Raw genomic sequence first — 23,636 nt, forward strand, 5'->3', positions numbered from 1 at the left:
TTAGCCCCGGTTCATGCGGTTGTTGATCAGGTCATCGACCACCGACGGATCGGCCAGCGTCGACGTATCGCCAAGGCTGCCGTAATCATTCTCGGCGATCTTGCGCAGGATGCGGCGCATGATCTTGCCCGAACGGGTTTTCGGCAGGCCCGGCGCCCATTGGATCAGATCGGGGCTGGCAATCGGGCCAATCTCGGTGCGGACCCATTTCACCAGTTCCTTGCGCAGATCGTCCGTCGGCTCCACATCGTTCATCAAGGTGACATAGGCATAGATGCCCTGACCCTTGATCTCATGCGGGTAGCCAACCACGGCGGCCTCGGCGACCATGGAATGGGCCACCAATGCGCTTTCCACTTCGGCGGTGCCCATGCGGTGACCGGACACATTGATCACGTCATCGACGCGACCGGTGATCCAGTAATAGCCATCGGCATCACGGCGGCAGCCATCGCCGGTGAAGTAATAGCCCGGATATTGCGCGAAATACGCCTCCTCGAACCGGGCATGATCGCCCCAAAGCGTGCGCATCTGCCCCGGCCAGCTATCGGCGATGCACAGCACCCCTTCGGCAGCGGTTTCCGTTTGCACTGCGGCATTCGCTGGGTCCAGCACGATCGGCTTCACACCAAAGAAAGGCTTGGTGGCCGAGCCCGGCTTTTGCGCAATGGCACCCGGCAGCGGGGTGATCAGGTGGCCACCGGTTTCGGTTTGCCAGAACGTATCGACGATCGGGCATTTGCCCTTGCCCACATGGGTATTATACCAGTTCCACGCTTCGGGGTTGATCGGCTCGCCGACCGAACCCAGAACCTTGAGGCTGGAAAGATCGTGCTTTTCAACCCATTCCGGCCCCTGCCCCATCAGCGCGCGAATGGCGGTGGGGGCGGTGTAGAATTGGTTGACCTTGTGCTTGGCGCAAACTTCCCAGAAACGGCCTGCATCCGGGTAGGTCGGCACACCTTCGAACATGATCGTGGTCGCGCCATTGGCCAGCGGGCCATAGATGATATAGCTGTGGCCCGTGACCCAGCCCACATCGGCGGTGCACCAGAACACATCGCCGTCATGGTAATCAAAGGTCATCTGATGCGTCATCGAGGCGTAAACCAGATAGCCGCCCGAGGTATGCACAACCCCCTTCGGTTTCCCGGTGGAGCCGGAGGTATAGAGGATGAACAGCGGGTCTTCGGCGTTCATTTCCACATAAGAGCAATAGGGTGCTGCGGCCGCCATTTCGGCCTTCACGTCGATATCGCGGCCATCGACCCAAGTGGTCTGATCGCCGGTATGTTTGACAACAAGGCATTTCACCCGGTCATCGCAATGCAGCAAGGCCGCATCGGTGTTGGATTTCAGTGCGGTCTTGCGGCCGCCACGGGGCGCGAAATCGGCGGTGATGACCACTTTCGCCTCGGAATCGTTGATCCGGTTGGCAAGCGCATCGGGCGAGAAGCCCGCGAAAACGATGGAGTGGATGGCGCCGATGCGCGCACAGGCCAGCATGGCATAGGCAGCTTCGGGGATCATCGGCAGATAGATCACCACGCGGTCGCCCTTGGTCACGCCCTGCGCCTTCAGCACATTGGCCATGCGGCAGGTGTTTTCCAAAAGCTGGGAATAGGTGATGTGCTGGGCGGGGGTATCGGGGTGATCCGGCTCCCAGATGATCGCCGTCTGGTTGGCGCGGGTGGTCATGTGACGGTCAACGCAATTGGCGGACACGTTCAACTGGCCATCCTCAAACCACTTGATCGACACCTTACCCAGCGTGAAATTGGTGTCTTTTACTTTGGTGAACGGCTTGATCCAGTCGATGCGCTTGCCCTGCTCGGCCCAGAAGGCGGCAGGATCAGCTACGGAGGCGGCATACATCGCCTCATAGCCAGCGGCATCCACATGGGCGTTGGCGATGAAATCATCAGAAGCGGGATAGACCGAACCGGCCTGAACGGGTTGCGACATGACTGTTCCTCCTCATTGCGGGCAAAGCAGCTTGCCCTTGGGTGAACCACTGCGGCTTGCAGCAGTCACCCCTCCCTTAAGGCCACTATACCCCATTGGTCAATTTTTGCGTAACTCTTTTTGATTCAATGATTTTTCTGTAAATTTATTTACTGATACGGCAGAATTTTTGTAAATCCTGAAAATTGTGACAAATTTTTGGCATTGTTTTTCAAGCTGATAGCTGTTCACAAACCGGTGAGGATTTAGGCAGGTTTTCGCCGAACGCCTCCAAAGCCACGGGTTTGACGCTACGTGATGCCGCAAGGCGGGCTTGCGGGTTGCACGGCAAGACCCGCGATTCGATGCATTGTTCAGCCATGTGATTCGGCAGGGGCGCTGCCCAGAATCTCGGCCTCGACCGCGGCGATATCGGGCCGGTAGCTGACATGGGGCGCGCGCAATCCATGGCTTTCCAGCAGCTTGCGCACCTCGGGGTTTACGGCGGTGAAAAACAGCCGCCCCCCTTTTCGCGCTGTTTTACGGGCCAACAGTTCAAACGCGCGCGCGCCGGAACTGTCGATGAAAGGCACATCGGTGAAATCGACGGCAAAGCCCTTGGGTGTGTCGGCAATCCTGTCCAGCACCGAGCCGAGCCGCGCCGCCGCGCCAAAGAAATACGGGCCGCGCAAATGGCAGATGGCAAGGTCGGTCGCGCTGGCCTCGGCGGGGTCATAGCGCAGGGTGGGTTCGTGCCGCTCGATGCCTGCGGCCTCGGCCATGCGGCGGATAAAGACAGCACCGCCCAGCGCCACCCCCACCACGATCCCCGTGGTCAGATCGCGGAAAATCACCAGCAGGAAGGTGACGATCACCACCATCGCATCGGATCGGTTGGCGCGGATCAGGGCCCAAAGCTCTTCTTTTTCGGCCATGTTCCATGCCACCACCACCAAAACCCCGGCCAGGGTTGCCAGCGGGATAAAGGCGGCCAGCGGTGCGGCCAGCAGCATGAAACCCAGCACGAACAGCGCGTGCAGCATCCCCGACACCGGCCCATGAGAGCCTGCGCGCACATTGGTCGCGGTGCGGGCAATCGTGCCCGTGACACAAAACCCGCCAAACAGCGCAGAGCCGATATTGGCCACCCCTTGCGCCACCAGTTCCGCGTTGGACCGATGGTGCCGCCCGGTCATCCCATCCGCAACCACCGCCGACAGCAGCGATTCAATGGCGCCCAGCAAGGTGAAACTGGCCGCCCAAGGCAGCGCTTGCCACAAGGCATCTGCCGAAATCACTGGCAAGGCAGGTGCAGGCAAGGTGGATGGCAGCGCGCCGAAACGGGTGCCAATCGTCTCCACCCCCGCGCCCAAGGCTGCGACCAGCGCCGAAGTTGCCACCACCGCCAGCAACATGCCGGGCCAGTTCGGCAACCATCGCTTGACCGCCAGAATAATGGCGATGGTCGCGGCGGAAACGGCGCAGGCCGCCAGCGAAACGCTGTCACGCGCCGCCCACAGCACCGGCAGCTTTTCCAGCAATTCCCCCGGTTCGGGGCCGGAAAGCTGCAAACCCCACAGGTCGCGCAACTGGCTCGCAAAGATGATCACCGCAATGCCTGCGGTAAAGCCAACGGTGACGGGGTAAGGGATAAAGCGGATGTAACTGCCCAGCCGCAACGCCCCCGCACCCATCAGCAAAAAGCCGGACAGGAAGGTTGCCAGCAACAACCCCTCCAGCCCTGTCGCCGCCACGCAGGCCGAAACCAACACGATGAACGCCCCGGCAGGCCCGCCGATCTGAAACCGCGATCCGCCCAGCGCCGACACCAGAAAGCCGCCGACAATCGCGGTATAAAGCCCGCGCTCTGGCCCGACCCCGCTGGCAATCGCAATCGCCATCGACAAGGGCAGCGCCACGATGGCCACCGTCAGCCCCGCCAAAGCATCGGCGCGCAGGTCGCGCAGGCCGTAGCCTTCTCGCAATACGGAAATGAGTTTGGGCAAAAATTCGGGCGGGGCGGAAAGTGTTGTTTTGGGCATCATCGGCCTGTATTCCAGTTGCCATATCCAGCCCCACGCCCCCGCGCGCTGTCAAGCGCTCAAACGCGAAAGCCGCCATGCCGCCGCCCATCGACCCAACACCGCCACCGAACGCCGAGGCCAAAACGCTGGCGCAATCGCTGTTGCACCTACGGCATGCGGCGCTGTCTTACATCGGGGCGGATGGTTTGCCCGCGATCAGCCGTATCGCCTTTGGGCTGGATGCGGCGGGGGTGCCGCTGACGCTGATATCGGCACTGGCCCCGCATCTGGCCGGGTTGCAGGCGCATCCGCCCTGCGCGCTGCTGCTGGGCGAGCCGGGGCCAAAAGGCGACCCGCTGACCCATCCGCGCCTGATGCTGCGCGCAAAAGCCATGGTCACAGCGCCAGACGAACGCCCCGTTTTGCGAGAGATCTGGTTGGCGCGGCACCCCAAAGCCAAGCTTTATGTCGATTTTGCCGATTTCGCCTTTGTGCGGCTGCACCCAGTTGATGCGCTGCTCAATGCCGGGTTTGGCAAGGCCAGCCGTTTCACCACCGACGATCTGCGCAACCCATGAAAAAAGGCGGGCCAAAACCCGCCTTTCCCTTTGGTCTGACGCCCCGCCTCAGTTCGGGTTATCACAGCGGATGGTCGCCTGCACCCGCCCCCGCACCGCCTGCTGCCAGCGCAACTGGATCATCCGGCCATCGGTGCCGCGTTCAGTTTCGCAATAGGGCATGGTGTAGTCGATAACGTTGGACGCATTGCGCACCGCGTTTTCCTTGACCAGCCCCATCACATTCCGCGCCCGCGAACCAAAGGGCAGGAACCCGGCCGTATCCACCAACCAGATAGAGGCTTCGGTGTTCTGGTCATGCTGAATCGTCACCGGGCTTTGCGTGATCTGGTTGACACCATTATAGGTATTCGCCTCGATGATCACATTGCGGAACCGGGAATAATCCAGCGTGGCATGTGTTGTATCGACGGCATCCACCCGGTCGATATTGTTGTTCACCGTGCGGAACGCGTTATCGCTCATCGAGAAACCGTTGATGAAATGGCCAGGCCCATAGGGTGTAACCACGATAAAGCTCAGCGATGGGGCGGAATCGGTGCAGGTAAAGATATTGCCCGTGATCGTCAGCCCACCAAAGGAGAACTCGGAATTGAACTCCGGCGCGCTGTCATGCTCATTGCCCCATTCGATATAGCAATTGTCGACGTAATTCCCGGTAATCAGCGTCTTTACATTGGTCGAGGTAAAGACAATTCCGGCGCGGCGCACCCCTGCGGTCTGATCGTCGCCCTGAAAGAAGTGATTGCCGATGATCATATTGCCCGACCCGCCCAAGATTGCGAAATGGGCAAAGCGGACAATCCGGTTGTTGCGGATTTTGGGGTCGTTGGAATTGACGTTCATCGCGATGGTCGTGCGGTCCTGCACCCGCAGCGGTTGTTCGTTTGACAGGAACTGGCACTGATCGACATGCAAACCCTGACACCCCTCTTTGATCGAGGTGATGCCCCGGTCTTTTGGTTTGTTGAATGTGCAATCCGAAATGATCGTCCCGATCCCGGCAGAGGGCAGCATCACCGCGCTGCAACGGCCGTTGCACTGGAATTCAATATCCCGCATCTCAAACCGGCCAAGGTTGGCCCAATTGCTGAAATCCAACAGGTATTGATAGCGGGTGAAGGTATAGGTGCGCGTGCCAGCAGCACCCCAAAGCGGTCGGCTCAACTCGATCGTGCCAGCACCCACGTCTTTTGACGCGACATAGACCTCACGCCCGACACCGGTGCCTGTCACCCGTGACCCGACAGGAATATTTGCCACATTGGCAACCCCGGTCAGACGGACAGCGTTGCTCGTCGGGGTGTAAGTGGCCACCGAAGTCGTGGTCACATCGTTCCAGGCGGTGCTGTTACCCGCCTCCAGCATCCCATTTGCCAGCACACGGCGCTGCACCAGCGTGTTCAAACCAGACACAGCGGCCACATCCACCGGGCTTTTGAGCAGGACGCGACGACCGCTCAGGTCAAATACCGTATGATCGGTAAAATGGAACAACACCTGAAGCCCGCGCCGGAAGCCTTCTTCCTCATCGCCAAAGGCGGCCTCGTAAGTGTCCATATTGTAGTCGCGGGTGCAGGACAGGCGAAACTGCGACGGCATCGAAACGGTGCCTTCAAAGCGGACCTTGCTGGTAAAGGTGACGTTGGTGTTCAGGAAATAGGTGCCCTTGGACACCAGAACCGACACTTGATTGTTGCGGGCATAGGTATCGGCGGCGTCAAAGGCGGCGGCGTCATCGGTCACGCCATCGCCCCGCGCGCCAAAGTCGCGCACATCCACCCAATCCATCAAATCGCGCAGAAAGGCCGAGGTGATGTCTTCGATCTCGATATCATCAATCCGCACCACGCCCCCGGTCGGGCCAGTCAGATCAAGGCCGAAATGGCCGAAAACCGGGGTCGCCCCCCAGGCCATATCCACGCCAGAGCGGTTGCCCGTGGCAATAATGGCCGAAACCGTGACCACCTCGCCATAAGTGGTCAGCGCCACAGAAGGCCCGGTTTGCGGCACACTGGTGACATTGCTGTTGTTGGACGCCCCGGCCCAAGCCGCGATCCGAACACTTGGCAAGTTACCCGCAACCGCTTTCACGCGGGCAGTGACACGCAGATACAAACCCGGAATAATCGGCGTTTCGATATAGGAGCGCAGCCGTTGCGTGCTGGCGGTCTTTTGCAATTCCAGACAGCCGCCAAAATCCTGATCCGCCGGAACATAAGCAGCATTTGATTGCCCGGCATAGCTGCCCGATCCGGGCCTGCCGTCCTCACGCGACCACAGATTAAGCCCTGCTGAAAACGGGGGGGGCATCAGCACCAGCCCGTCGGTAATCGCCTTGTTCATTGATAAACCCTCACGTTTGTGCGCATTTTCCAAGGCAAACCCAGTCGGGGCCCGCCGTGACAAGGGCCAGAATTAGCGCGGTGGGGTTAATTCAGCTTAAGACGACCGTGCGCAGCCCTGCACAGGGGCGCAACGCTTTTGCGCCTCAGCGCCGCTTGGCCAACGTGGCCAGAACTTCGGCGGCGGCGCTGTCAGGGGTCATATCCCCTTGCGCCACAGCATCCCCGGCACGGCGCATGGTGGCGCGAATGTCGGGGTTTGCTGTCAGTGCGGCCAAAAGCCCTTGGCGCACCTCCTCTTCAAACCAATGGCGGGCCTGTGCGGCGCGGGCGGCCTCCCAATGGCCGTTGGCCTGCCGCCAGTTCGTCAGGCTTTGCATCTCTTCCCAGGCCTTTGCCAAGCCGGCCTCCTCCAGTGCCGAGACGGTCATCGCCTTGGGAAAACCCTCCGGGTCTTGCGGGCGACGGCGCAGCAGGCGCAGCGCACCGGAATAATCGGCGCAGGTGCGCAGCGCGGCAGGCTTCAGATCGCCATCCGCCTTGTTGACAAGGATCAGATCGGCCATCTCCATGATCCCGCGCTTGACGCCTTGCAATTCATCCCCACCCGCCGGGGCCAGCAGCAGGATGAACAGATCCGACAATTGCGCGACCACGGTTTCCGATTGCCCAACGCCCACCGTTTCAATCATCACCACGTCAAAGCCCGCCGCCTCGCATAGCGCCACCGCTTCGCGCGTGCGCCGTGCCACGCCGCCCAGATGCGTCTGGCTTGGCGAAGGGCGGATAAAGGCTTGCGGCGCGCGGCTCAACCGCTCCATCCGGGTCTTGTCGCCCAGAATGGACCCGCCCGACCGCGCCGAGGAAGGGTCCACCGCCAGCACCGCCACGCGCAAGCCTTGCGCAACCAGCATCAGCCCAAAGCTTTCGATGAAGGTGGATTTGCCTACCCCCGGCGTGCCCGACAGCCCGATGCGCAGCGCCTGCCGCCCGGTCCCGCGCAGCCGATCGGCCAGATCCAGCGCCTGCGCCCGGTGATCGGGTCGCGCCGATTCCACCAAGGTAATCCCCCGCGCCAGCGCCCGCCTGTCGCCTGCCGCGACCTTTTCTGCAATTTCTGAAACATCCATTCTGCGGCTCCGGCAAGGTTTCGCTTGTTTTGGGGGCAAGGTGACAGCTTTGTCATCATTCCCCCCTCGCTTTGGGGTTTTTTGCCCGTCTTACTGCCTATATGCCAGAGGGAACGGGAAAAAAGCCCCGAAAGAAACGAGGTTCACATGCTGAAACCCCTGCGCGCGACCATTGTCGCCCTTGCCTGCGCTGCCGCCCTGCCCACGACCGCCCTTGCGGAACGGATCGAGGACAAGGCCACCTTTGACGTGGTGATCCGTGGCATCAGCGCCGCCTCGCTTGCCTTTTCCGGCGTGCAAGAGGGCAACCGCTATGCCGTCTCGGGCCTGCTGAAAAGTGCGGGCATCGCGGCGATGTTCCGCAAGATCAGCTATAACGCCACCGCAAAGGGGGCCGTGTCTGGCACGCGCTACACCCCGTTCAGCTATGTCGAACAGGCGGATAACGGCAAAACCAAATCCACCAGCAAGATGACTTATTCGAAGGGCGTGCCCAGCGCGGTGCAATACACCCCCCCGCGCGAAGGTCGCGACAAGGATGTGAACCCCGCTACCCAAGGTGGCACGGTGGATACGCTGACCGCGCTTTACGCCGTTCTGCGCGATGTCGATGCGGGGCAGGAATGCAAGGTCAGCCTGAAAATGTATGATGGCCGCTATGTCAGCTCCATCGCGATTTCCAACCCGAAAAAGCAAGGGGATGCCGTGGTCTGCACCGGCCAATACCGCCGCATCGCAGGCTTCAAACCTGCGGAAATGGCCGAACGCACCACCTTCCCCTTTACCCTGACCTACAGGCCCGCAGGCGATGGACGGATGCGGGTGACAGAGGTTGCGATGGATTCCATCTATGGCAAAGCCGCGATGAAACGCCGATAACGGTGCCGTGAATCAAACGGTCCAACCCCTTCCCATTGACGAGGCGCTGCCACGGATGATCGACGCGCTGCGGGCGCGCGGCATGGCCGTGCTGCAAGCGCCCCCCGGTGCGGGTAAAACCACCCGCGTGCCTTTGGCGATGCTGGCGACGGGGCTGTGCAAGGGCCGCATCCTGATGCTGGAACCCCGCCGCCTCGCCGCCCGGTCCTCGGCGGAACGCATGGCCGAAACGCTGGGCGAAGCGGTGGGCCAAACCGTCGGCTACCGCGTGCGCGGAGAGGCCAAGATCGGCCCCGCCACCCGCATCGAGGTGGTGACAGAAGGCATCCTGACCCGGATGATCCAATCTGATCCCGGCCTTGATGGCATCGGCGCGCTGATCTTTGACGAATTCCACGAACGCAGCCAGAACGCCGATCTGGGGCTCGCACTGGCGTTGGAACTGCGCGGCGCCCTGCGCGAGGATTTGGTGCTGCTGGTCATGTCCGCCACGCTGGATGCAGCCCCCGTGGCTGCCCTGATGGGGGATGCGCCGCTGATCACCTCTGAAGGGCGGGCGTTTCCGGTGGAAACTCGCTGGCTGCCCCGCCCCCTGCCCCCGCGCGCACGTCTGGAAACCGAAGTCGCCGCCCTGATCTGCCAAGCGCTGGAAGAGTGCCCCGAAGGCGGGCTGTTGGCCTTTCTGCCCGGCGAAGGTGAAATCCGCCGGGTAGAGGCCGCGCTGAAAGGCCGCTTGCCCGAAGGCTGCGTGGTCCGCCCCCTGTTTGGCAACATGTCTTTTACCGACCAGCGTGCCGCCCTTGCCCCGCAAGCCACGGGCCGCAAGATCGTGCTGGCCACCGCCATCGCTGAAACCTCGCTGACGCTGCCCGATATCCGCGTGGTGGTGGATGCAGGCCGGTCCCGCCGCGCGCGGTTTGACCCCAATTCCGGCATGTCGCGCCTTGTCACCGAACGCGTGACCAAGGCAGAGGCTGAACAGCGCCGGGGCCGCGCGGGCCGGGTGGCGCCGGGCACCTGCTACCGGCTGTGGACGAAGGGCGAGGAAGGCGGCCTCGCCCCCTTCCCCCCCGCAGAGATCGAGGCCGCAGACCTGACCCCGCTGGCGCTGGAACTGGCGCTTTGGGGCAGCGCCGAAGGGCTGGCCTTTCTGACGCCGCCCAATCCGGGTGTGATGGCCGAGGCGCAGGCGCTGCTGACAGCCCTTGGCGCGCTGAAAGGCGGGCGCATCACCGATCATGGCCGCGCGCTGGCGGCCCTGCCCCTGCACCCGCGCCTTGGCCATATGCTGCAAACCGCAGGCGCTGGCCCCGATGCCGCCACGCTGGCGGCTTTGCTGGCCGAACGCGACCCTGTGCGCGGCGCGCCCCCTGATTTGGCCCTGCGCCTTGCCGCCATCGCCAACCCCCGCAGTTTTGAGGATAACCACCCCTATACCGCCGATCGCGGCGTGATCGACCGCATCAAGGTTGAGGCAAAACGCCTGAAACGCAGCGAAACGCCAAGCGACCTAAGCCCCGGCCAGCTTGCCGCGCTGGCCTATCCCGACCGCATCGGCCTGCGCCGCAAAGGCGACGCGCCCCGCTATATCCTGTCAGGCGGCAAAGGGGCCGTGATGGAGGACGGCACACCGCTGGCAGGTCACCGTCTGATCGTCGCCACCGATCTGGATGGCGACACCCGCGAGGCGAAAATTCGTCAAGCCGCCGCCCTGCACGACTCCGAATTGCGCGCACTTTATGCCGATCAGATCGCTTGGGTGGACCTGTGCGAATGGTCGCGCCGCGACGGTAAGATCATCGCCCGCCGGCAGGAATGTTTCGGGGCTTTGGTGCTGGATGACCGCTTGTGGCCCGAAGCCCCAGCCGAGGCGATGGCCCGCGCCGCCTTTGACGGTTTGCGCGCGATTGGCCTGCCGTGGACGCCTGCCGCCAAACGCCTGCGCGCGCGGGTGGACCTGTGCCGCGCCGATGGCTCGGACCTGCCCGACCTGTCGGATGCAGCGCTGCTGGCAGACCCGGATTGGTTGCTGCCCTATCTGACAAAGGCGAAAACCGAAAGCCAGTTGCGCAGCCTAGATCTGACAGACCCGTTGCGCGCGTTTCTGGGCTGGGACGCGCTGCAACTCTTGGACCGGCTGACGCCCAGCCATTTCACCACACCGCTGGATCGCCGCATCCCGATTGACTACGATGGCGAGGCACCGGGGATTGAGCTGCGCCTGCAAGAACTCTTTGGCGTCACCACCCATCCGACCGTGGGGCCAAAGGCCTTGCCGCTGCGCATCACGCTGCTGTCACCCGGCGGCAAACCGGTGCAAGTGACGATGGATCTGCCGGGGTTCTGGACGAATTCCTATGCCGATGTCCGCAAGGATATGCGCGGGCGCTACCCCCGGCACCCATGGCCCGAAGACCCGCGCGAGGCGGACCCGACCCTGCGCGCCAAACCGCGCGGCACCTAACCCCAAAGCCCCCGGATCACGCGGCGCAGCTATGGCGTGGCGTCGTCGGGACCTCAAAAGCCGGACGCTGAAGATAGGCCCGCTCCACCCTGCGGCGCAGCAGAACCCGCGCCTCATGGGCCAGCAACACCCTGCGGGCCGCAGGATTTGGGCGGCTTTGTGTGAATTCCTGTGCAAACAGCACCTGTTCCAGCGCTGTCAGTGACCGCGCAGGCAATGCCTCAAACACCTGCGGGCCGGGGTAAAGCGTTTCCGCCGCCGTGCCTTCGGCAATGACCAGATGATGCTGCTGCAACAGCAAATGATGATAGCTGACCTTGCCAGTCCCAACCGCCCGGAACACGCCGGGCAACGACAGCAGATGTTTGGCCGCCACCAGAACCTCTGCCTCGCCGAACAGCAATTCGCAATCTGCCCCCGACAGCATCACCAAATGCTGGCCCGACAACCAAAGATCGCGGTCATTGTCCAGAACACCTGCGGAAATGCAGACCGGCAAAGCCTCGTCCTGCGCGATGACGCTGCCACCGCCGACCCAGAGCAAGGGCTGCGCGCCCGCGTCCAGTGTTTCCACCAGATCGCCGGCTTGCAGGGTTTCGACCGCGCGGGGGCCAAGCGGCGTCTGGATCAACGTGCCCGCGACAAAGCACACCGGATTGCCGTTCAGGAACCGCGTTGACCACACCCCATTGGGATCATTCGCATCCAGAACCGCGTTCGGATAGTTGGAAATAGCCGCCGCATTGCCCGACCCGGGGATAATATAATCAATCGCGCCGCCATTGGTCATGCCGGTTTGGGCCACGCCCGTATAGCCATTGGTCCACTGGACCTGCTGATAGATGAAATCAATTTCGAAATTGCCGTTTTGAGTATGCTCCAACACCAATTGAAACGTGTTGGTCCCGGCAGAGCCGTTGTAGGCCCGCACCCCAAGCCAAGTGATTGTGACCCGTTTGCTGGCCGGGTCCAGATCCCAATAGATATTATTGGTGCCCGTCGCGGTCCCGGCGCGAATATCGACATCCGACCAGAACACCGCAATTGCAGGATAAGACAGGTTGGCCAGCGGCGATGGGGTATAGGCTGTCACCGGGCCATTAAAGGTGATCAGGCCATTAGTGTTGATATAGATGCTGGTGTAATTGGTGCCAAAGTAGTTGATGCCCGAAGGCCCAAACACCGAGGTGATATTCACCAGAATGGACCCATCGTCATAATTGCCTGCCGTCAGCGGCGTGCCGCGAAAGCTACCCTCTCCGACGCCCTGCGGGCCACCCAAACCTGTGTTGATCGCAGCCATTCTGGCTCTGCCCTATGATGCGTTTTCCTTTGGGCAATATGGGCGGGCACTGTGGCCAATTCGGGCATGATCTGCGGCATTTATAAGAAATTGGAAACAATCCGAGCCGCAAATTCGCCGCAATCCGCAACAATCGCGCAGTGCTGGCCTGATTGATTGCGCTCTGGAAACAATGCGCGGCGCTGTCACAACTGGGTGGGCAGGTTTTCGGAAGAGGTGATGCCCGCAAAATCGGCAAGGGTGCCAAGTGTCACCGACAACACGGTTTCGGGGCTATGTGCCACGCCATCGGGGCCGGTGATACCAAAGCCAAAGACGGCATCTTGTGGCAAAAGCACGTCAAAACCCAAATTCGCGGCCATGCGTAAACTACTGGAAACGCAGTAATTTATTGCCGCCCCGATAAAGACTATGCGCATGATGCCCTGATCGCGCAGATGCGCCTCCAGCCCGGTGCCAACAAAGGCAGAAGAGCCATGTTTGACAAAGCAGGCCTCCCCCGGCAGGGGCGCGGCGCAGGGCATTACCGCCCCGCCCGGCGTGCCCAACCGAAAGCCTGATTTCGGGTTAGGATCATCGTGATGGATATGGACCACGGGCAAATCCCTGGCCCGGAACAGGGCCAGCGTTTCGGCAATCCGCGCCTCTGCCTGCGGGTTGGACCGCGGCAGGCCCGCCGCGGTGCGGCGGGCAAATTCCATCTGGCAATCAATGACCAGCAGCGCGGTGGTCATGGCCTAGACGCCAAGGCACCAGCGCATCACCGCTTTTTGCGCGTGCAGCCGGTTTTCCGCCTCGTCAAAGATCACGGAATGAGGGCCATCCATCACCGCACTTGTCGCCTCATCATTGCGGTGGGCGGGCAGGCAATGCATGAACAAGGCATCGGGCTTGGCCCGCGCCATCAGCGCCTCATTCACCTGATAGCCGCGCAACTGGTTGTGGCGGCGTTCCTTGGCGGATTCCGGGTCATGCATGGACACCCAAGTATCGGTGACCACCAGATCGGCCCCTTCAACGGCTTTGGCCGGGTCCCGCTCTACCGTGACGGCGACGCCTTTGTCGCGGGCGAAATTCAGCCATTCGGCCTCTGGGTCCAGCGTGGGCGGGCCGGTGAAGGTGAAATCAAAGCCGAATTGCCCGGCGGCATGCAGAAAGCTGGCGGCGACATTGTTGCCATCGCCGCACCAGACCACCTTTTTGCCCGCGATGGGGCCGCGATGTTCCTCATAGGTCATGACATCGGCCATGATCTGGCAAGGGTGGGTGCGGTTGGTCAGCCCGTTGATCACCGGCACGGTCGCATGTTCGGCCATCTCTTGCAGGGTGGCCTCCTCAAAGGTGCGGATCATGATCAGGTCGACATAGCGCGACAAGACGCGGGCGGTGTCGGCGATGGTTTCGCCATGACCAAGCTGCATTTCCTTGCCCGACAGAACCATGGTTTGCCCGCCAAGCTGGCGCACGCCGACATCGAAGGACACGCGGGTCCGGGTGGAGGGTTTTTCAAAGATCAGCGCGACCATATGGCCGGCCAGCGGCTGGTCATCATCGGGCGTGCCCTTGGGGCGGCCGTTGCGGGCGGTTTTCATCGCATGGGCGCTGTCGATCATGACCCGCAGAGCGGCGGCATCGGTGGTGTGGATATCAAGAAAATGGTTCATCGTTTTGCTTTCTGGAGGAGCGCCGGGGGGCCAGCCCCCCGGACCCCCCGGGATATTTGGGCCGAAAAGAAAGGGGTCAGGAGGCAGAGGCCTCCAGTGCGGTTGCGGCTTTGTCGAGGCGGGCAAGGGCCTCGGTGATATCGGCATCCGGGATGTTCAACGCAGGCAACAGGCGGATGACGTTATCGGCGGCAGGCACGGTGAGCAGGTGTTGGGCGTAATTGGCCTTGACCACATCGGTATTGGGGGCCTTGCATTTCAGGCCAAGGATCAGGCCGGTGCCGCGCACAGCCTCGAACACCTGTGGGTGCGTGGCAACGAGGCCTTCGAGACCTTGGCGGAACAGGGCGGATTTGCGGTTCACCTCGGCCAGGAAAGCCGGGTCAGAGACGAGTTCCATCACCTTGGCCCCCACGGCGCAGCCCAAGGGGTTGCCACCATAGGTGGAGCCATGGGTGCCCGCGACCATGCCGGATGCCGCGTTTTCGGTGGCAAGCAGAGCGCCCAAGGGAAAGCCGCCGCCGATGCCTTTGGCGACCATCATGATATCGGGGGTGATGCCTGCCCATTCATGCGCAAACAGCTTGCCAGACCGGCCAACGCCGCATTGCACCTCATCCAGGATCATCAGCGCGCCGGTTTCGTCACAAAGGTCGCGCAGGCCTTTCAGGCAGGCATCGGGCAGCACGCGGATGCCGCCTTCGCCTTGGATCGGCTCTACCATCACGGCGGCGGTCTTGTTGGTGATTGCGGCGCGCAGCGCGTCATGATCGCCGAAGGGCAGGGTTTTGAAGCCGGGCATGAGGGGGCCGAAGCCTTTGGTCATTTTCTCGGACCCGGCGGCAGCGATAGCCCCGGTGGAGCGGCCATGAAAGGCGCCTTCGAAGGTTACGATCTCGATCCGCTCTGGCTGGCCTTTTTCGTACCAGTATTTGCGCACCATCTTGATAGCGAGTTCCGCGGTTTCCGTTCCGGAATTGGTGAAAAACACGGTGTCGGCAAAGCTGTGTTCGACCAGCAGGTCCGCCAGCCGTTGCTGTTGCGGGATCTGATAGAGGTTTGACACATGCCAAAGCTGCCCCGCCTGTGCCGTCAATGCCGCCACGAGGTCGGGGTTGGCATGGCCCAAAGCGTTGACCGCAATGCCGGCCCCCAGATCGAGGTAGCGTTCCCCGTCGGTTGTCGTCAGCCAGGATCCTTCGCCTTTTTCAAAGGCCAAAGGCGCGCGATTATAGGTCGGCAATACGGAAGAGATCATCGTATGGTCCTTTTGTGGATGGCATAGCCGTGCCAAAGCCGGGCAGCCAAGTCAACGTGAATTGGGGAATTGGGTCGGAAAAGGGGGGGCGCCCAATGGGCATTGGTGATCAGTCGCGCGCTTGGGTCAGCGTCGGCGTCGGGGCGTCTGGAAAAGGCGGGCCTTGGTGATCATGGTCAAATGCGTAGGGCGAAGCGATTTCAAAGTAAAGCAGGATTTTCGCGCGTCTCCAGAGATTTTGGCGCAATGCCTTGTATCTGGGCCTTGGGGATTGTATCTAAGGCAGTCACAGCTAATTTGGGGCGATAGAGCGCCGCCGCCGCGGCATTGGTCGGCGCGCCCCCAACACCGGAGATCGGCATGTCCTGGACAGATGAGCGTGTTGAAACGCTGAAGAAAATGTGGGCGGAAGGCCAAAGCGCCAGCCAGATCGCCAAGGAATTGGGTGGCGTGACCCGCAACGCCGTGATCGGCAAGGTGCATCGGCTTGGGTTGTCGAACCGGGCCACCGGTGGCAATGGCAAGGATGAGCCGGAGGTCGAAACCCCGGCCCCCGCCGCGCCCCGCGCCGAGGCCCCTTCCCGCCCGGCAGAACCTGCCCGCGCCGCTGAACCCAAAGCCACGCCTGCGCCTGCGCGCCCTTCGGCCCCGGTCAACCCGACGGTGGCGCAGGTGGTCAACAACGTCACGCCTTTGCCCTTGCGCAAATCCATCGTGCCGGCAGGGCAACCCTTGCCGCCGCAGCCCTCTGCCAATGAGATCAGCCCCGAAGCTTTGGCCTCGGTGCGCGAAGTGGAGAAAACCTCCAAGAAAATCAGCTTGATGGAGCTGACAGAGCGAACCTGCAAATGGCCCGTCGGCGACCCCGCGACCGAAGATTTCTGGTTCTGCGGCCTGCCTTCGGCTGCTGGCAAGCCCTATTGCGACGCGCATGTGGGCGTGGCCTTCCAACCGATGAGCGCACGGCGCGATCGTCGGCGCTGAATGCGGGCGCCGATTGACCCGAACGACCCGTTTTTCCGCCGCCCGGCAACCCGCTGGGCGGTGTCGCTGTTTCCACTGATCTGGGCCGGGGTCGAGGCGTGGATGGGCAGCTACGGCTGGGCCATGGTCATGGCGGCGATGGGGGCCTATGCCAGCTATATGCTGCTTTGGAAAGGCCCGTCAGCTTGAGCCTTTGGGGCAGCGCACGCGGCCCCGCATTTCCCCACTGTCGCCTTGCCAAGTGCTGGCGACCATCTTGCAGCCTGTCAGTTCTGGCACCAGTTCGATCATCGTGGCGCGAATGCCCTGATGCTCCCCCCGCGTGGCATAGCCAAGGCGGATCACCTCGGCCATATTTCCCTTGAGAAACACGGTATAAGCACGGCCATCGCGGGTGGCATCAAAGCGTTGCGCCCCGAACATCTGCGGGGTCGGTTGCGCGCCACAGGCGGCCAGAAACAGGGTCAGGACCAGAACTCTCATCCCATGATGATGTCGCAGGGTTTGGTTAAAACTTGGTTAAGGCCCGCGTGATATGACACGCTTGGCACCGCGCGCCTTTCCCCACAGGATTTAAGCATTGCCTTGCGGGCAGCGGTCAATAAACTGACACGGCAGAGGGTGGGGGCAGATTTATATGGCACAGACGGTGGTTTCAATCGTGGGCTTGGGGTCCATGGGCTATGGCATGGCAAATGCGTTGCTGCGGGCGGGGCAGGCTGTGTTTGGCTTTGATATCAACCCCGATGCAATGGCGCGGCTGGTGGCCGAAGGGGGGCGCAAAGCCTCGGTGGCAGAGGCAGCGCCCGTCACGGATATTCTGGTGATCGTGGTGCTGAACGCGGCGCAGACGGAAACGGTGCTGTTTGGCCCCGATGGCTGGGCCAGCAAGCTGCGCAAAGATGCGGTGGTGATTGCCTGCGCCACGGTGGCCCCGGATTTCGCACGAAGCTGTGCCGCGCGCTGTGCGGACATGGGGCTGCATTACCTTGATGCCCCGATTTCCGGCGGCGCGGCCAAAGCGGCGCTTGGCAAGCTGAGCATCATGGCCTCCGGCTCTGAGGCGGCCTTTGCCGCCGCAGCACCCGCGCTGGATGCAATGGCCGAAACCGTGTTCCGGCTGGGCGATGCGGCGGGTGCAGGTTCCGCGATGAAAGCGGTCAATCAACTGCTGGCGGGCGTGCATATCGCCGCCATGGCCGAGGCGATGACCTTTGGAATGACCCAAGGTGTGACCCCGGCGAAATTTGTCGAGGTGATCAGCCAATGCGCGGGCACAAGCTGGATGCTGGAAAACCGCGCGCCTCATATCGTGGATGGCGATTACACCCCCCGTTCCAGCGTTGATATCTGGCCCAAAGACCTTGGCATCGTGCTGGATATTGCCAAATCGGCCAAGTTTTCGGCCCCGTTGACGGCGGCGGCCTTGCAGCAGTTTCTGGCGGCCTCCGGCTCTGGCCTTGGGGCCGAGGATGATGCTGCGGTAGCCAAGGTGTATGCACGGAATGCGGGCCTGACGCTGCCCGGACAGGATTAAGCAATGACGATCGTTCTGGGCTGTATTGCCGATGATTTTACGGGGGCCACCGATCTTGCCGGATTGCTGGCGCGTAGCGGGGTGCGGGTCAGCCTGCGCATTGGCGTGCCGGATGCCCCCCCGACCGATGCGGCTGCCTTTGAGGTGATCGCCCTGAAATGCCGCACCTCCCCCGTGGCCGAGGCCGTGGCCGAAACCCGCAAGGCGCTGGCTTGGCTGAAAGGCGCAGGGGCCACGCGGTTCTTCTGGAAATATTGCTCGACCTTCGATTCCACGCCCCAAGGCAATATCGGCCCGGTGGCCGAGGCCCTGATGCGGGACATCGGCACCGGGCAAACCATCTATTGCCCCGCCTTCCCCGAAAACGGCCGCGCGATCTTCATGGGCAACCTCTTTGTCGGAGAGCAGCCCTTGGCGGAATCCCCGATGAAGGACCATCCGCTGACGCCGATGCGCGACAGCAATCTGATGCGGCTGCTGGCACCGCAGGTCACGGGCAAGGTCGGGCTGGTCAATCGCCTGATCGTCGCCCAAGGGCCAGAGGCGGTGCGCGCGCGGTTGGCGCAATTGCAAGGCGAAGGCGTGGCCCATGTGATCGTCGATGCGGTGGCCGATGCCGATCTTTATACCATCGCCCAAGGCTGTCAGCACCTGCCGTTGTTGACAGGTGGCAGCGCCATCGCCATGCCCTTGCCCCAGCTTTATGCCAATGGTGCCACAGCGGCAAAGCCCGCCACGCAGCCCCGCCCCACGACGGCCAAGGCGGTTGTGCTGTCGGGCAGCGCCTCGGCGATGACGCGGGCGCAGGTGGCCCATTACACCGCCAGCCGCCCGCATTTCCGGCTTGATCCGCTTGATCTGGCGCAGAACGGCCCCGCCGCCGCCTTGGATTGGCTTGCCACACAGGATTTGTCACAGGCCCCGCTGCTTTATGCCACCGCCGAACCCGCGCAGGTGGCCGAGGTGCAGCGCAAACTTGGCCGCGCCAAGGCGGGCGAGATTGTCGAACAGGCGCTGGCCCGGCTGGCCGTGGCCGCCCGCGATCTTGGCGCGGCCCGGATCGTTGTGGCGGGGGGCGAAACCTCGGGTGCGGTGACGCAGGCACTGGCCGTCACCCGGCTGGACATCGGCCGCGAGATCGCACCCGGCGTGCCATGGACCTTTGCTACCAGCGCAGGCCAACCGATTGCCCTCGCCCTCAAATCCGGCAATTTCGGCACGCCCAGCTTCTTTGACGACGCGCTAACCGCATTGGAGCCCGCATGACTGCCGAAGCCCGCCTGCGGGAACAGATGTGCCTGCTGGCAAAGTCGATGTTTGACCGCGGGCTGACCGGGGGCAGCACCGGCAATCTTTCGGCCCGCACGCCGGATGGTGGCTTGCTCGTCTCGCCCACCGGAACCAGTTTCGGGCGGCTCGATCCGGGCAGGCTCAGCCGGTTTGATGCGCAGGGACGGTTGATTGACGGCGACCCACCAACCAAGGAAATGCCCCTGCACAGCGCCTTCTATGAAACGCGCAGCACCGCAGGCGCTGTGGTTCACCTGCATTCCTGCCATTCGGTCGCGCTGTCGATGATGCCCGATGTGGATGCCGATAACTTCCTGCCCCCGCTGACGCCTTACGCGATCATGAAACTGGGGCGCGTAAAGCTGCTGCCGTTCTTCCTGCCCGGCGATCCGGCGATGGGGCAAGCGGTGCGCGGCCTTGCGGGCAAGCGGTCGGCGGTGATGCTGGCCAATCACGGCCCCGTGGTGGCGGGCAAAGACATCGAAGCCGCCTGCAACGCCATCGAAGAGTTGGAGGATACCGCGCGGCTGGCCATGATGACGCGCGGCATGGCCCCGCGCAGCCTGACTGATGCAGAGGTGCGCGCGCTGGTGACGAAATTCGATGTGGAGTGGGACGCATGAGATTTTCCGCAAACCTTGGGTTTCTTTGGGCCGATCTGCCCTTGCCCGACGCGATCCATGCCGCAAAAGCCGCAGGCTTTGACGCGGTGGAATGTCATTGGCCCTATGACACACCTGCCGCCGATGTGGCCCGCGCACTGGCGGAAACCGGTTTGCCCATGCTGGGCCTGAACACAAGGCGCGGCGATCTGACGGCCCGCGAAAACGGCCTGTCTGCCCTGCCGGGGCGCGAGGCGGATGCCCGCGCCGCGATTGATGAGGGTTTGGCCTATGCCGTTGCGATCAAGGCCAAAAACCTGCATGTCATGGCAGGCTTTGCGGCAGGCGAGGCGGCGCAGGCAAGCTTTCTGGCCAATCTGGGCTATGCCTGCGCGCAGGCCGCCCCGCATGGCATCACCATCCTGATTGAACCGCTGAACCATTATGACGCCCCCGGCTATTTTCTGCGCAGCACCACGCAGGCCAAATCCATCATCAAGGCCATCGCCGCCCCGAACCTGCGCCTGATGTTTGACTGCTATCATGTGCAACTGATGGAAGGCGATCTGACGCATCGGCTGCACGATCTGCGCCCGTTGATCGGGCATATCCAGTTCGCATCTGTCCCCGACCGGGGCGCGCCAGATCATGGCGAGGTCAACTACCCCCATATCTTTGCCGAGATTGAGAAAATGGGCTGGGCCGCACCGCTTGGGGCCGAATACAAACCGGGCGGCCCGACAGAGGAAACGCTGGGCTGGCTGGTGCGCGCGCGGGGGCAGCGGCGCGATTGAACCGGCCCTACGCGCCTCAGGCGCGATTGAACCGGCCCTACACGCCTCAGGCGCGATTGGAACGGCTATACGCGCCTCAGGCGCGATGCGCCTCGGTATCCTCGCCAAGCCCCGCATCGGTCCAGTTTTCTTCCCTTTGGGCAAGCGGTTCCAAGGGGGCGGTGAACACCCAGCGAAAGCCCCCCGCAGCATAGTCGCGGGTGGTTTTGCCAGATGTATAGCTTTCCAGGATCGGCCCCGTGGCCTGAGAGCCAAAGCCCCGACGCGTGGGCGCAGCAACTTGGGGGCCGCCCGCCTCTGCCCATGTGATTGTCAGCTCAGGCCTCTGCCCGCCGCTCACCTCCCATGTCAAAGTGACGATACCTTTGCCCTGCGACAGCGCCCCGTATTTCACCGCATTGGTTGCCAGTTCAAAAATCGCCATCCCAATCGCCTGCGAGGTCTTTTCGTTCAGCACAACCTTGGGCCCGCTGATCCTGACTTGCGGCGTCTTCGGGTCGATCAGATGCGCGAATTGGGTGGTTACAATCCGCTCCAGTTCCGCGTTCTCGCCGCGGTTCTTGATCAGAATATCCTGATTGGCCGCCAAACTCGCCAAGCGTTTGTTGAACACCGAAAGAAACTCCGCCCCTTGGTAAAGCCGCCCGGTCTGGCGCGCGATGACCTGCACAATCGTCAGCAGGTTCTTGGAACGGTGGTTGATCTCATGCAGCAGGGTCTTGATCTGGGCATCTGCGGCCTTGCGCGCGCTGATATCGCTGTAGACGGCAACGAAACCGGCGTATTCTTGGCTTTTGTCGCTGATGGCCGCGATGCTGCGTTCAACCGGAAGCAAATGGCCATCCTTGTGGCGCCGCTCTGTTTCGCTGCGCAGCACCTCACCCGCCGCAAGCCGCAAAAGCTTCTGCGGGAACTTGGCCGATTCCTCTGACGGGATCAAAAGCATATCGAACCGCTGGCCCACAGCTTCGGCTTCGCTATAGCCGAACAGCTTTTCTGCCGCCGGGTTCCAAGCCCGGATGATCAGATTAAAATCAACCGAGACGATGGCCTGCGGCGAGGAGCGCACGAGGCTGCGGAATTCATCACTTTCGCGGCGCTTCGCAACCAGCTCACGCTCAAACCGCTGGCGCTGCTCATTCTGGAACACGCAGAAATGGGCTTCGGCCATCGCGCCATCCACCAAACGCGCTTTTCCATTCAGAAAGACCCCAAAGCGGCTGCCGTCAGGGCGCTCCATCTCTATTGAAACTTCCGAGAAATGGCCCTGAGTTGCCAAAAGCGGGCGCAGATGGGTTTCGAAATAAATCCGGCCCGCCCGCGACAAAAGATCAACAAAGCGCAGCGGCGCGGCAGGCGCGTCCGACAAGCCCAACCAGCGCCGCAGGGTCGCGTTGATCTGCTGCACATGGCCCGCGCCATCCATCACCATCAGGCCGCAGGGCCAAAGATCAGGGTCGATTTTGGGGTCTGTCATAGCGCTCACGCAGCAGCGGTTGAGTGGATAAAGGCCATTACGGCCTTGGTCGTGGCCTCGGGGTAGCTGACATGCGGGCAATGGCCTGACGCCTCCAGCACCACAAGCTGCGCATCGGGCATATTCGCCGTCAGCCATGACCAGACCGAGGGCGGCACCAGAACATCATCGCGGCATTGCAGCACAAGGGTCGGCTGCGCAATCGCTTTCACATCCGCCCGATGATCCGACAAGAAGGTGACTTTGGCAAAATGCTTGGCGATATCGGGGTCGGTCTGGCAAAAGCTATCCGACAATTCCGCGCCCAGTTCGGGGCGGTCCGGTACACCCATGATCTGCGGTGCCATATCCCGCGCCCAGCCAAGGTAATTGACATCCAGAATATCAAGCAGGCCCAGAAGGTCGCTTTTGTCAAAGCCGCCGAGATAGTCGCCATCATTGGCATAGCTGGGCGACGGGCAGACCATGACCAGCCGCGCAATCAGATCGGGGCGGCGTCTGGCGGCAAGACCAATGGTCATCGCACTGACGGAATGCCCCACGGCGATGACATTCTTGACCTGAAGCTCGTCCAGAATGGCGATCAGATCGTCGGCATGGCCCTCCAAAGTGGCATAGCGCAGCGCATCATATTGCGCGGTATCCGAACGGCCATAGCCCATCAGATCATAGGCAATGACCCGGAACTCCGCCTCAAACGCCGGCAGCATCTTGCGCCACATGCCGCTGTCGCAGCCATAGCCATGCAGGAATACAATCACCGTCTCGCCCGAGCCGGTCACTTTGACAGCGCATTGTTCAAGTTTGGACATTGGGGGGCCCCGTTCAGGTAAGTAAATCTTGCTAACATGTAGAAAACGAGAGCGAAAGCAATTGTCTGAAATGCCGGGCGTTGGCAGGTCAAAGCTGCCGCCGCGGCAGCTTGCCAGAGCCATCCGTCCGGGCCAGAAACTGCCAGATTTCACGCTTTGCCAATGGCATCCGCCTGCGCGTCCGGCCCAACAGCGCAGATTCCTGCGGCTGGAAGCGCCGCCCTTCACCGATTGCTATCGCCGCGCCTTGCGGGTGGCCAAGGCCTAAGGCTGGGACGTTTTGCCAGAACGCACGATGCGGCGGCGCATGGATGCGGCGGTGTCTGAGGCCACGCAGGTTCTGGCCCGCAAAGGCGTCGATGCCGTCAAGCGCATGTATCCGGTGACGACGATGACGCGCGGCTGGTCGAGGTCGATGGTCAGGGCCAGCGCCTGCGGGTTTTTGACAAATTCGGTTTTCCCATGGTGCACACCGCACTGGATTTCAGGACGCCTTGGGATGATGCGTCCGTCGAGATCATGACCGGCGATGGCCACCGGATTGCGGCGCT

General features: G+C 62.2%; 22 protein-coding genes. 11 read left to right on the forward strand and 11 right to left on the reverse strand.

What is annotated here, in order from left to right:
* On the reverse strand, positions 1-1,965 hold the full coding sequence (acs, locus tag EGN72_RS05815; protein WP_127045706.1) for an acetate--CoA ligase: 1,965 nt from the start codon (positions 1,963-1,965) through the stop codon (positions 1-3).
* A gap of 353 nt (positions 1,966-2,318) precedes the next feature.
* Positions 2,319-3,986 (reverse strand): SulP family inorganic anion transporter, encoded by a 1,668-nt coding sequence (locus EGN72_RS05820; protein ID WP_127045707.1) that lies wholly within the window; start codon positions 3,984-3,986, stop codon positions 2,319-2,321.
* Positions 3,987-4,063: 77 nt separating this feature from the next.
* On the opposite strand from EGN72_RS05820, the gene EGN72_RS05825 reads away from it, so the two are divergent.
* Entirely contained in the window at positions 4,064-4,546 is a 483-nt protein-coding gene (locus tag EGN72_RS05825) for a HugZ family protein (RefSeq protein ID WP_127045708.1), read from the forward strand.
* Between the two features lie 48 nt (positions 4,547-4,594).
* Here EGN72_RS05825 and EGN72_RS05830 read toward each other — a convergent pair whose 3' ends face one another.
* Both EGN72_RS05830 and meaB read right to left on the reverse strand, forming a co-directional pair.
* Complete coding sequence (locus EGN72_RS05830; protein WP_127045709.1) at positions 4,595-6,892, reverse strand: glycosyl hydrolase family 28-related protein; 2,298 nt, start codon at positions 6,890-6,892, stop codon at positions 4,595-4,597.
* Positions 6,893-7,037: 145 nt separating this feature from the next.
* Positions 7,038-8,021: a methylmalonyl Co-A mutase-associated GTPase MeaB gene (gene meaB / locus EGN72_RS05835; RefSeq protein ID WP_127045710.1), complete on the reverse strand. Its 984-nt coding sequence runs from the start codon at positions 8,019-8,021 to the stop codon at positions 7,038-7,040.
* Positions 8,022-8,168: 147 nt separating this feature from the next.
* On the opposite strand from meaB, the gene EGN72_RS05840 reads away from it, so the two are divergent.
* Positions 8,169-8,900 carry a DUF3108 domain-containing protein gene (locus EGN72_RS05840; protein WP_127045711.1) on the forward strand — a complete coding sequence of 244 codons (732 nt, stop codon included), beginning with the start codon at positions 8,169-8,171 and terminating at the stop codon, positions 8,898-8,900.
* A 7-nt stretch (positions 8,901-8,907) separates the two neighbouring features.
* The gene (hrpB, locus tag EGN72_RS05845; protein WP_255417426.1) at positions 8,908-11,364 is read left to right on the forward strand and encodes an ATP-dependent helicase HrpB; all 2,457 of its coding nucleotides are present in this window, start codon (positions 8,908-8,910) and stop codon (positions 11,362-11,364) included.
* 16 nt (positions 11,365-11,380) lie between these two features.
* On the opposite strand, the gene EGN72_RS05850 is transcribed toward hrpB, so the two are convergent.
* From EGN72_RS05850 to EGN72_RS05865, 4 genes are all read right to left on the reverse strand, one after another.
* Positions 11,381-12,667 (reverse strand): Hint domain-containing protein, encoded by a 1,287-nt coding sequence (locus EGN72_RS05850; RefSeq protein ID WP_127045713.1) that lies wholly within the window; start codon positions 12,665-12,667, stop codon positions 11,381-11,383.
* A 185-nt stretch (positions 12,668-12,852) separates the two neighbouring features.
* The gene (locus tag EGN72_RS05855; RefSeq protein ID WP_127045714.1) at positions 12,853-13,401 is read right to left on the reverse strand and encodes an isochorismatase family protein; all 549 of its coding nucleotides are present in this window, start codon (positions 13,399-13,401) and stop codon (positions 12,853-12,855) included.
* Positions 13,402-13,404: 3 nt separating this feature from the next.
* The gene (gene argF, locus EGN72_RS05860) at positions 13,405-14,331 is read right to left on the reverse strand and encodes an ornithine carbamoyltransferase (RefSeq protein WP_127045715.1); all 927 of its coding nucleotides are present in this window, start codon (positions 14,329-14,331) and stop codon (positions 13,405-13,407) included.
* Positions 14,332-14,407: 76 nt separating this feature from the next.
* Positions 14,408-15,589 carry an aspartate aminotransferase family protein gene (locus EGN72_RS05865; protein WP_127045716.1) on the reverse strand — a complete coding sequence of 394 codons (1,182 nt, stop codon included), beginning with the start codon at positions 15,587-15,589 and terminating at the stop codon, positions 14,408-14,410.
* 360 nt (positions 15,590-15,949) lie between these two features.
* Between EGN72_RS05865 and EGN72_RS05870 the strand changes: the two genes are divergently transcribed.
* Both EGN72_RS05870 and EGN72_RS05875 read left to right on the forward strand, forming a co-directional pair.
* Complete coding sequence (locus EGN72_RS05870; RefSeq protein ID WP_127045717.1) at positions 15,950-16,573, forward strand: GcrA family cell cycle regulator; 624 nt, start codon at positions 15,950-15,952, stop codon at positions 16,571-16,573.
* Positions 16,574-16,762, forward strand: coding sequence for a hypothetical protein (locus EGN72_RS05875; protein WP_127045718.1), 189 nt, complete (start codon positions 16,574-16,576; stop codon positions 16,760-16,762).
* Here EGN72_RS05875 and EGN72_RS05880 read toward each other — a convergent pair.
* On the reverse strand, positions 16,754-17,056 hold the full coding sequence (locus tag EGN72_RS05880; RefSeq protein WP_127045719.1) for a hypothetical protein: 303 nt from the start codon (positions 17,054-17,056) through the stop codon (positions 16,754-16,756). The two genes, EGN72_RS05875 and EGN72_RS05880, sit on opposite strands and share 9 nt — an antisense overlap.
* Before the next feature lie 154 nt (positions 17,057-17,210).
* Between EGN72_RS05880 and ltnD the strand changes: the two genes are divergently transcribed.
* From ltnD to EGN72_RS05900, 4 genes are read left to right on the forward strand one after another with little or no spacing between them, the layout of a single operon-like run.
* Positions 17,211-18,110, forward strand: a complete 900-nt coding sequence (gene ltnD, locus EGN72_RS05885) for an L-threonate dehydrogenase (protein WP_127045720.1) — start codon at positions 17,211-17,213, stop codon at positions 18,108-18,110.
* Between the two features lie 3 nt (positions 18,111-18,113).
* Positions 18,114-19,376 (forward strand): 3-oxo-tetronate kinase, encoded by a 1,263-nt coding sequence (otnK, locus tag EGN72_RS05890; RefSeq protein ID WP_127045721.1) that lies wholly within the window; start codon positions 18,114-18,116, stop codon positions 19,374-19,376.
* Entirely contained in the window at positions 19,373-20,023 is a 651-nt protein-coding gene (locus EGN72_RS05895; RefSeq protein WP_127045722.1) for an aldolase, read from the forward strand. The genes otnK and EGN72_RS05895 overlap by 4 nt, the downstream gene beginning before the upstream one ends.
* On the forward strand, positions 20,020-20,796 hold the full coding sequence (locus EGN72_RS05900; protein ID WP_127045723.1) for a hydroxypyruvate isomerase family protein: 777 nt from the start codon (positions 20,020-20,022) through the stop codon (positions 20,794-20,796). Before EGN72_RS05895 ends, EGN72_RS05900 begins: the two co-directional genes overlap by 4 nt.
* Before the next feature lie 76 nt (positions 20,797-20,872).
* Here EGN72_RS05900 and EGN72_RS05905 read toward each other — a convergent pair whose 3' ends face one another.
* Positions 20,873-22,273 carry a sensor histidine kinase gene (locus EGN72_RS05905; RefSeq protein ID WP_127045724.1) on the reverse strand — a complete coding sequence of 467 codons (1,401 nt, stop codon included), beginning with the start codon at positions 22,271-22,273 and terminating at the stop codon, positions 20,873-20,875.
* Between the two features lie 5 nt (positions 22,274-22,278).
* Positions 22,279-23,085 (reverse strand): alpha/beta fold hydrolase, encoded by an 807-nt coding sequence (locus tag EGN72_RS05910; RefSeq protein WP_127045725.1) that lies wholly within the window; start codon positions 23,083-23,085, stop codon positions 22,279-22,281.
* Positions 23,086-23,155: 70 nt separating this feature from the next.
* Here EGN72_RS05910 and EGN72_RS05915 point away from each other — a divergent pair, with 70 nt between their 5' ends.
* Positions 23,156-23,353, forward strand: coding sequence for a hypothetical protein (locus EGN72_RS05915; RefSeq protein WP_148114246.1), 198 nt, complete (start codon positions 23,156-23,158; stop codon positions 23,351-23,353).
* A gap of 39 nt (positions 23,354-23,392) precedes the next feature.
* Positions 23,393-23,608 carry a hypothetical protein gene (locus EGN72_RS19670; protein WP_370323183.1) on the forward strand — a complete coding sequence of 72 codons (216 nt, stop codon included), beginning with the start codon at positions 23,393-23,395 and terminating at the stop codon, positions 23,606-23,608.
* Positions 23,609-23,636: the final 28 nt, after the last annotated feature.

This window comes from Pseudorhodobacter sp. E13 (assembly GCF_003991405.1).
Taxonomy (GTDB): domain Bacteria; phylum Pseudomonadota; class Alphaproteobacteria; order Rhodobacterales; family Rhodobacteraceae; genus Pseudorhodobacter.

What these genes read in the sequence shown, in the direction of transcription:
- acs (WP_127045706.1), bottom strand. Translation starts at nt 1,965, where the DNA reads ATGTCGCAACCCGTTCAGGCCGGTTCGGTCTATCCCGCTTCTGATGAT.
- EGN72_RS05820 (WP_127045707.1), bottom strand. Translation starts at nt 3,986, where the DNA reads ATGCCCAAAACAACACTTTCCGCCCCGCCCGAATTTTTGCCCAAACTC.
- EGN72_RS05825 (WP_127045708.1), top strand. Translation starts at nt 4,064, where the DNA reads ATGCCGCCGCCCATCGACCCAACACCGCCACCGAACGCCGAGGCCAAA.
- EGN72_RS05830 (WP_127045709.1), bottom strand. Translation starts at nt 6,892, where the DNA reads ATGAACAAGGCGATTACCGACGGGCTGGTGCTGATGCCCCCCCCGTTT.
- meaB (WP_127045710.1), bottom strand. Translation starts at nt 8,021, where the DNA reads ATGGATGTTTCAGAAATTGCAGAAAAGGTCGCGGCAGGCGACAGGCGG.
- EGN72_RS05840 (WP_127045711.1), top strand. Translation starts at nt 8,169, where the DNA reads ATGCTGAAACCCCTGCGCGCGACCATTGTCGCCCTTGCCTGCGCTGCC.
- EGN72_RS05850 (WP_127045713.1), bottom strand. Translation starts at nt 12,667, where the DNA reads ATGGCTGCGATCAACACAGGTTTGGGTGGCCCGCAGGGCGTCGGAGAG.
- EGN72_RS05855 (WP_127045714.1), bottom strand. Translation starts at nt 13,401, where the DNA reads ATGACCACCGCGCTGCTGGTCATTGATTGCCAGATGGAATTTGCCCGC.
- argF (WP_127045715.1), bottom strand. Translation starts at nt 14,331, where the DNA reads ATGAACCATTTTCTTGATATCCACACCACCGATGCCGCCGCTCTGCGG.
- EGN72_RS05865 (WP_127045716.1), bottom strand. Translation starts at nt 15,589, where the DNA reads ATGATCTCTTCCGTATTGCCGACCTATAATCGCGCGCCTTTGGCCTTT.
- EGN72_RS05870 (WP_127045717.1), top strand. Translation starts at nt 15,950, where the DNA reads ATGTCCTGGACAGATGAGCGTGTTGAAACGCTGAAGAAAATGTGGGCG.
- EGN72_RS05875 (WP_127045718.1), top strand. Translation starts at nt 16,574, where the DNA reads ATGCGGGCGCCGATTGACCCGAACGACCCGTTTTTCCGCCGCCCGGCA.
- EGN72_RS05880 (WP_127045719.1), bottom strand. Translation starts at nt 17,056, where the DNA reads ATGAGAGTTCTGGTCCTGACCCTGTTTCTGGCCGCCTGTGGCGCGCAA.
- ltnD (WP_127045720.1), top strand. Translation starts at nt 17,211, where the DNA reads ATGGCACAGACGGTGGTTTCAATCGTGGGCTTGGGGTCCATGGGCTAT.
- otnK (WP_127045721.1), top strand. Translation starts at nt 18,114, where the DNA reads ATGACGATCGTTCTGGGCTGTATTGCCGATGATTTTACGGGGGCCACC.
- EGN72_RS05895 (WP_127045722.1), top strand. Translation starts at nt 19,373, where the DNA reads ATGACTGCCGAAGCCCGCCTGCGGGAACAGATGTGCCTGCTGGCAAAG.
- EGN72_RS05900 (WP_127045723.1), top strand. Translation starts at nt 20,020, where the DNA reads ATGAGATTTTCCGCAAACCTTGGGTTTCTTTGGGCCGATCTGCCCTTG.
- EGN72_RS05905 (WP_127045724.1), bottom strand. Translation starts at nt 22,273, where the DNA reads ATGACAGACCCCAAAATCGACCCTGATCTTTGGCCCTGCGGCCTGATG.
- EGN72_RS05910 (WP_127045725.1), bottom strand. Translation starts at nt 23,085, where the DNA reads ATGTCCAAACTTGAACAATGCGCTGTCAAAGTGACCGGCTCGGGCGAG.
- EGN72_RS05915 (WP_148114246.1), top strand. Translation starts at nt 23,156, where the DNA reads ATGCCGGGCGTTGGCAGGTCAAAGCTGCCGCCGCGGCAGCTTGCCAGA.
- EGN72_RS19670 (WP_370323183.1), top strand. Translation starts at nt 23,393, where the DNA reads ATGGATGCGGCGGTGTCTGAGGCCACGCAGGTTCTGGCCCGCAAAGGC.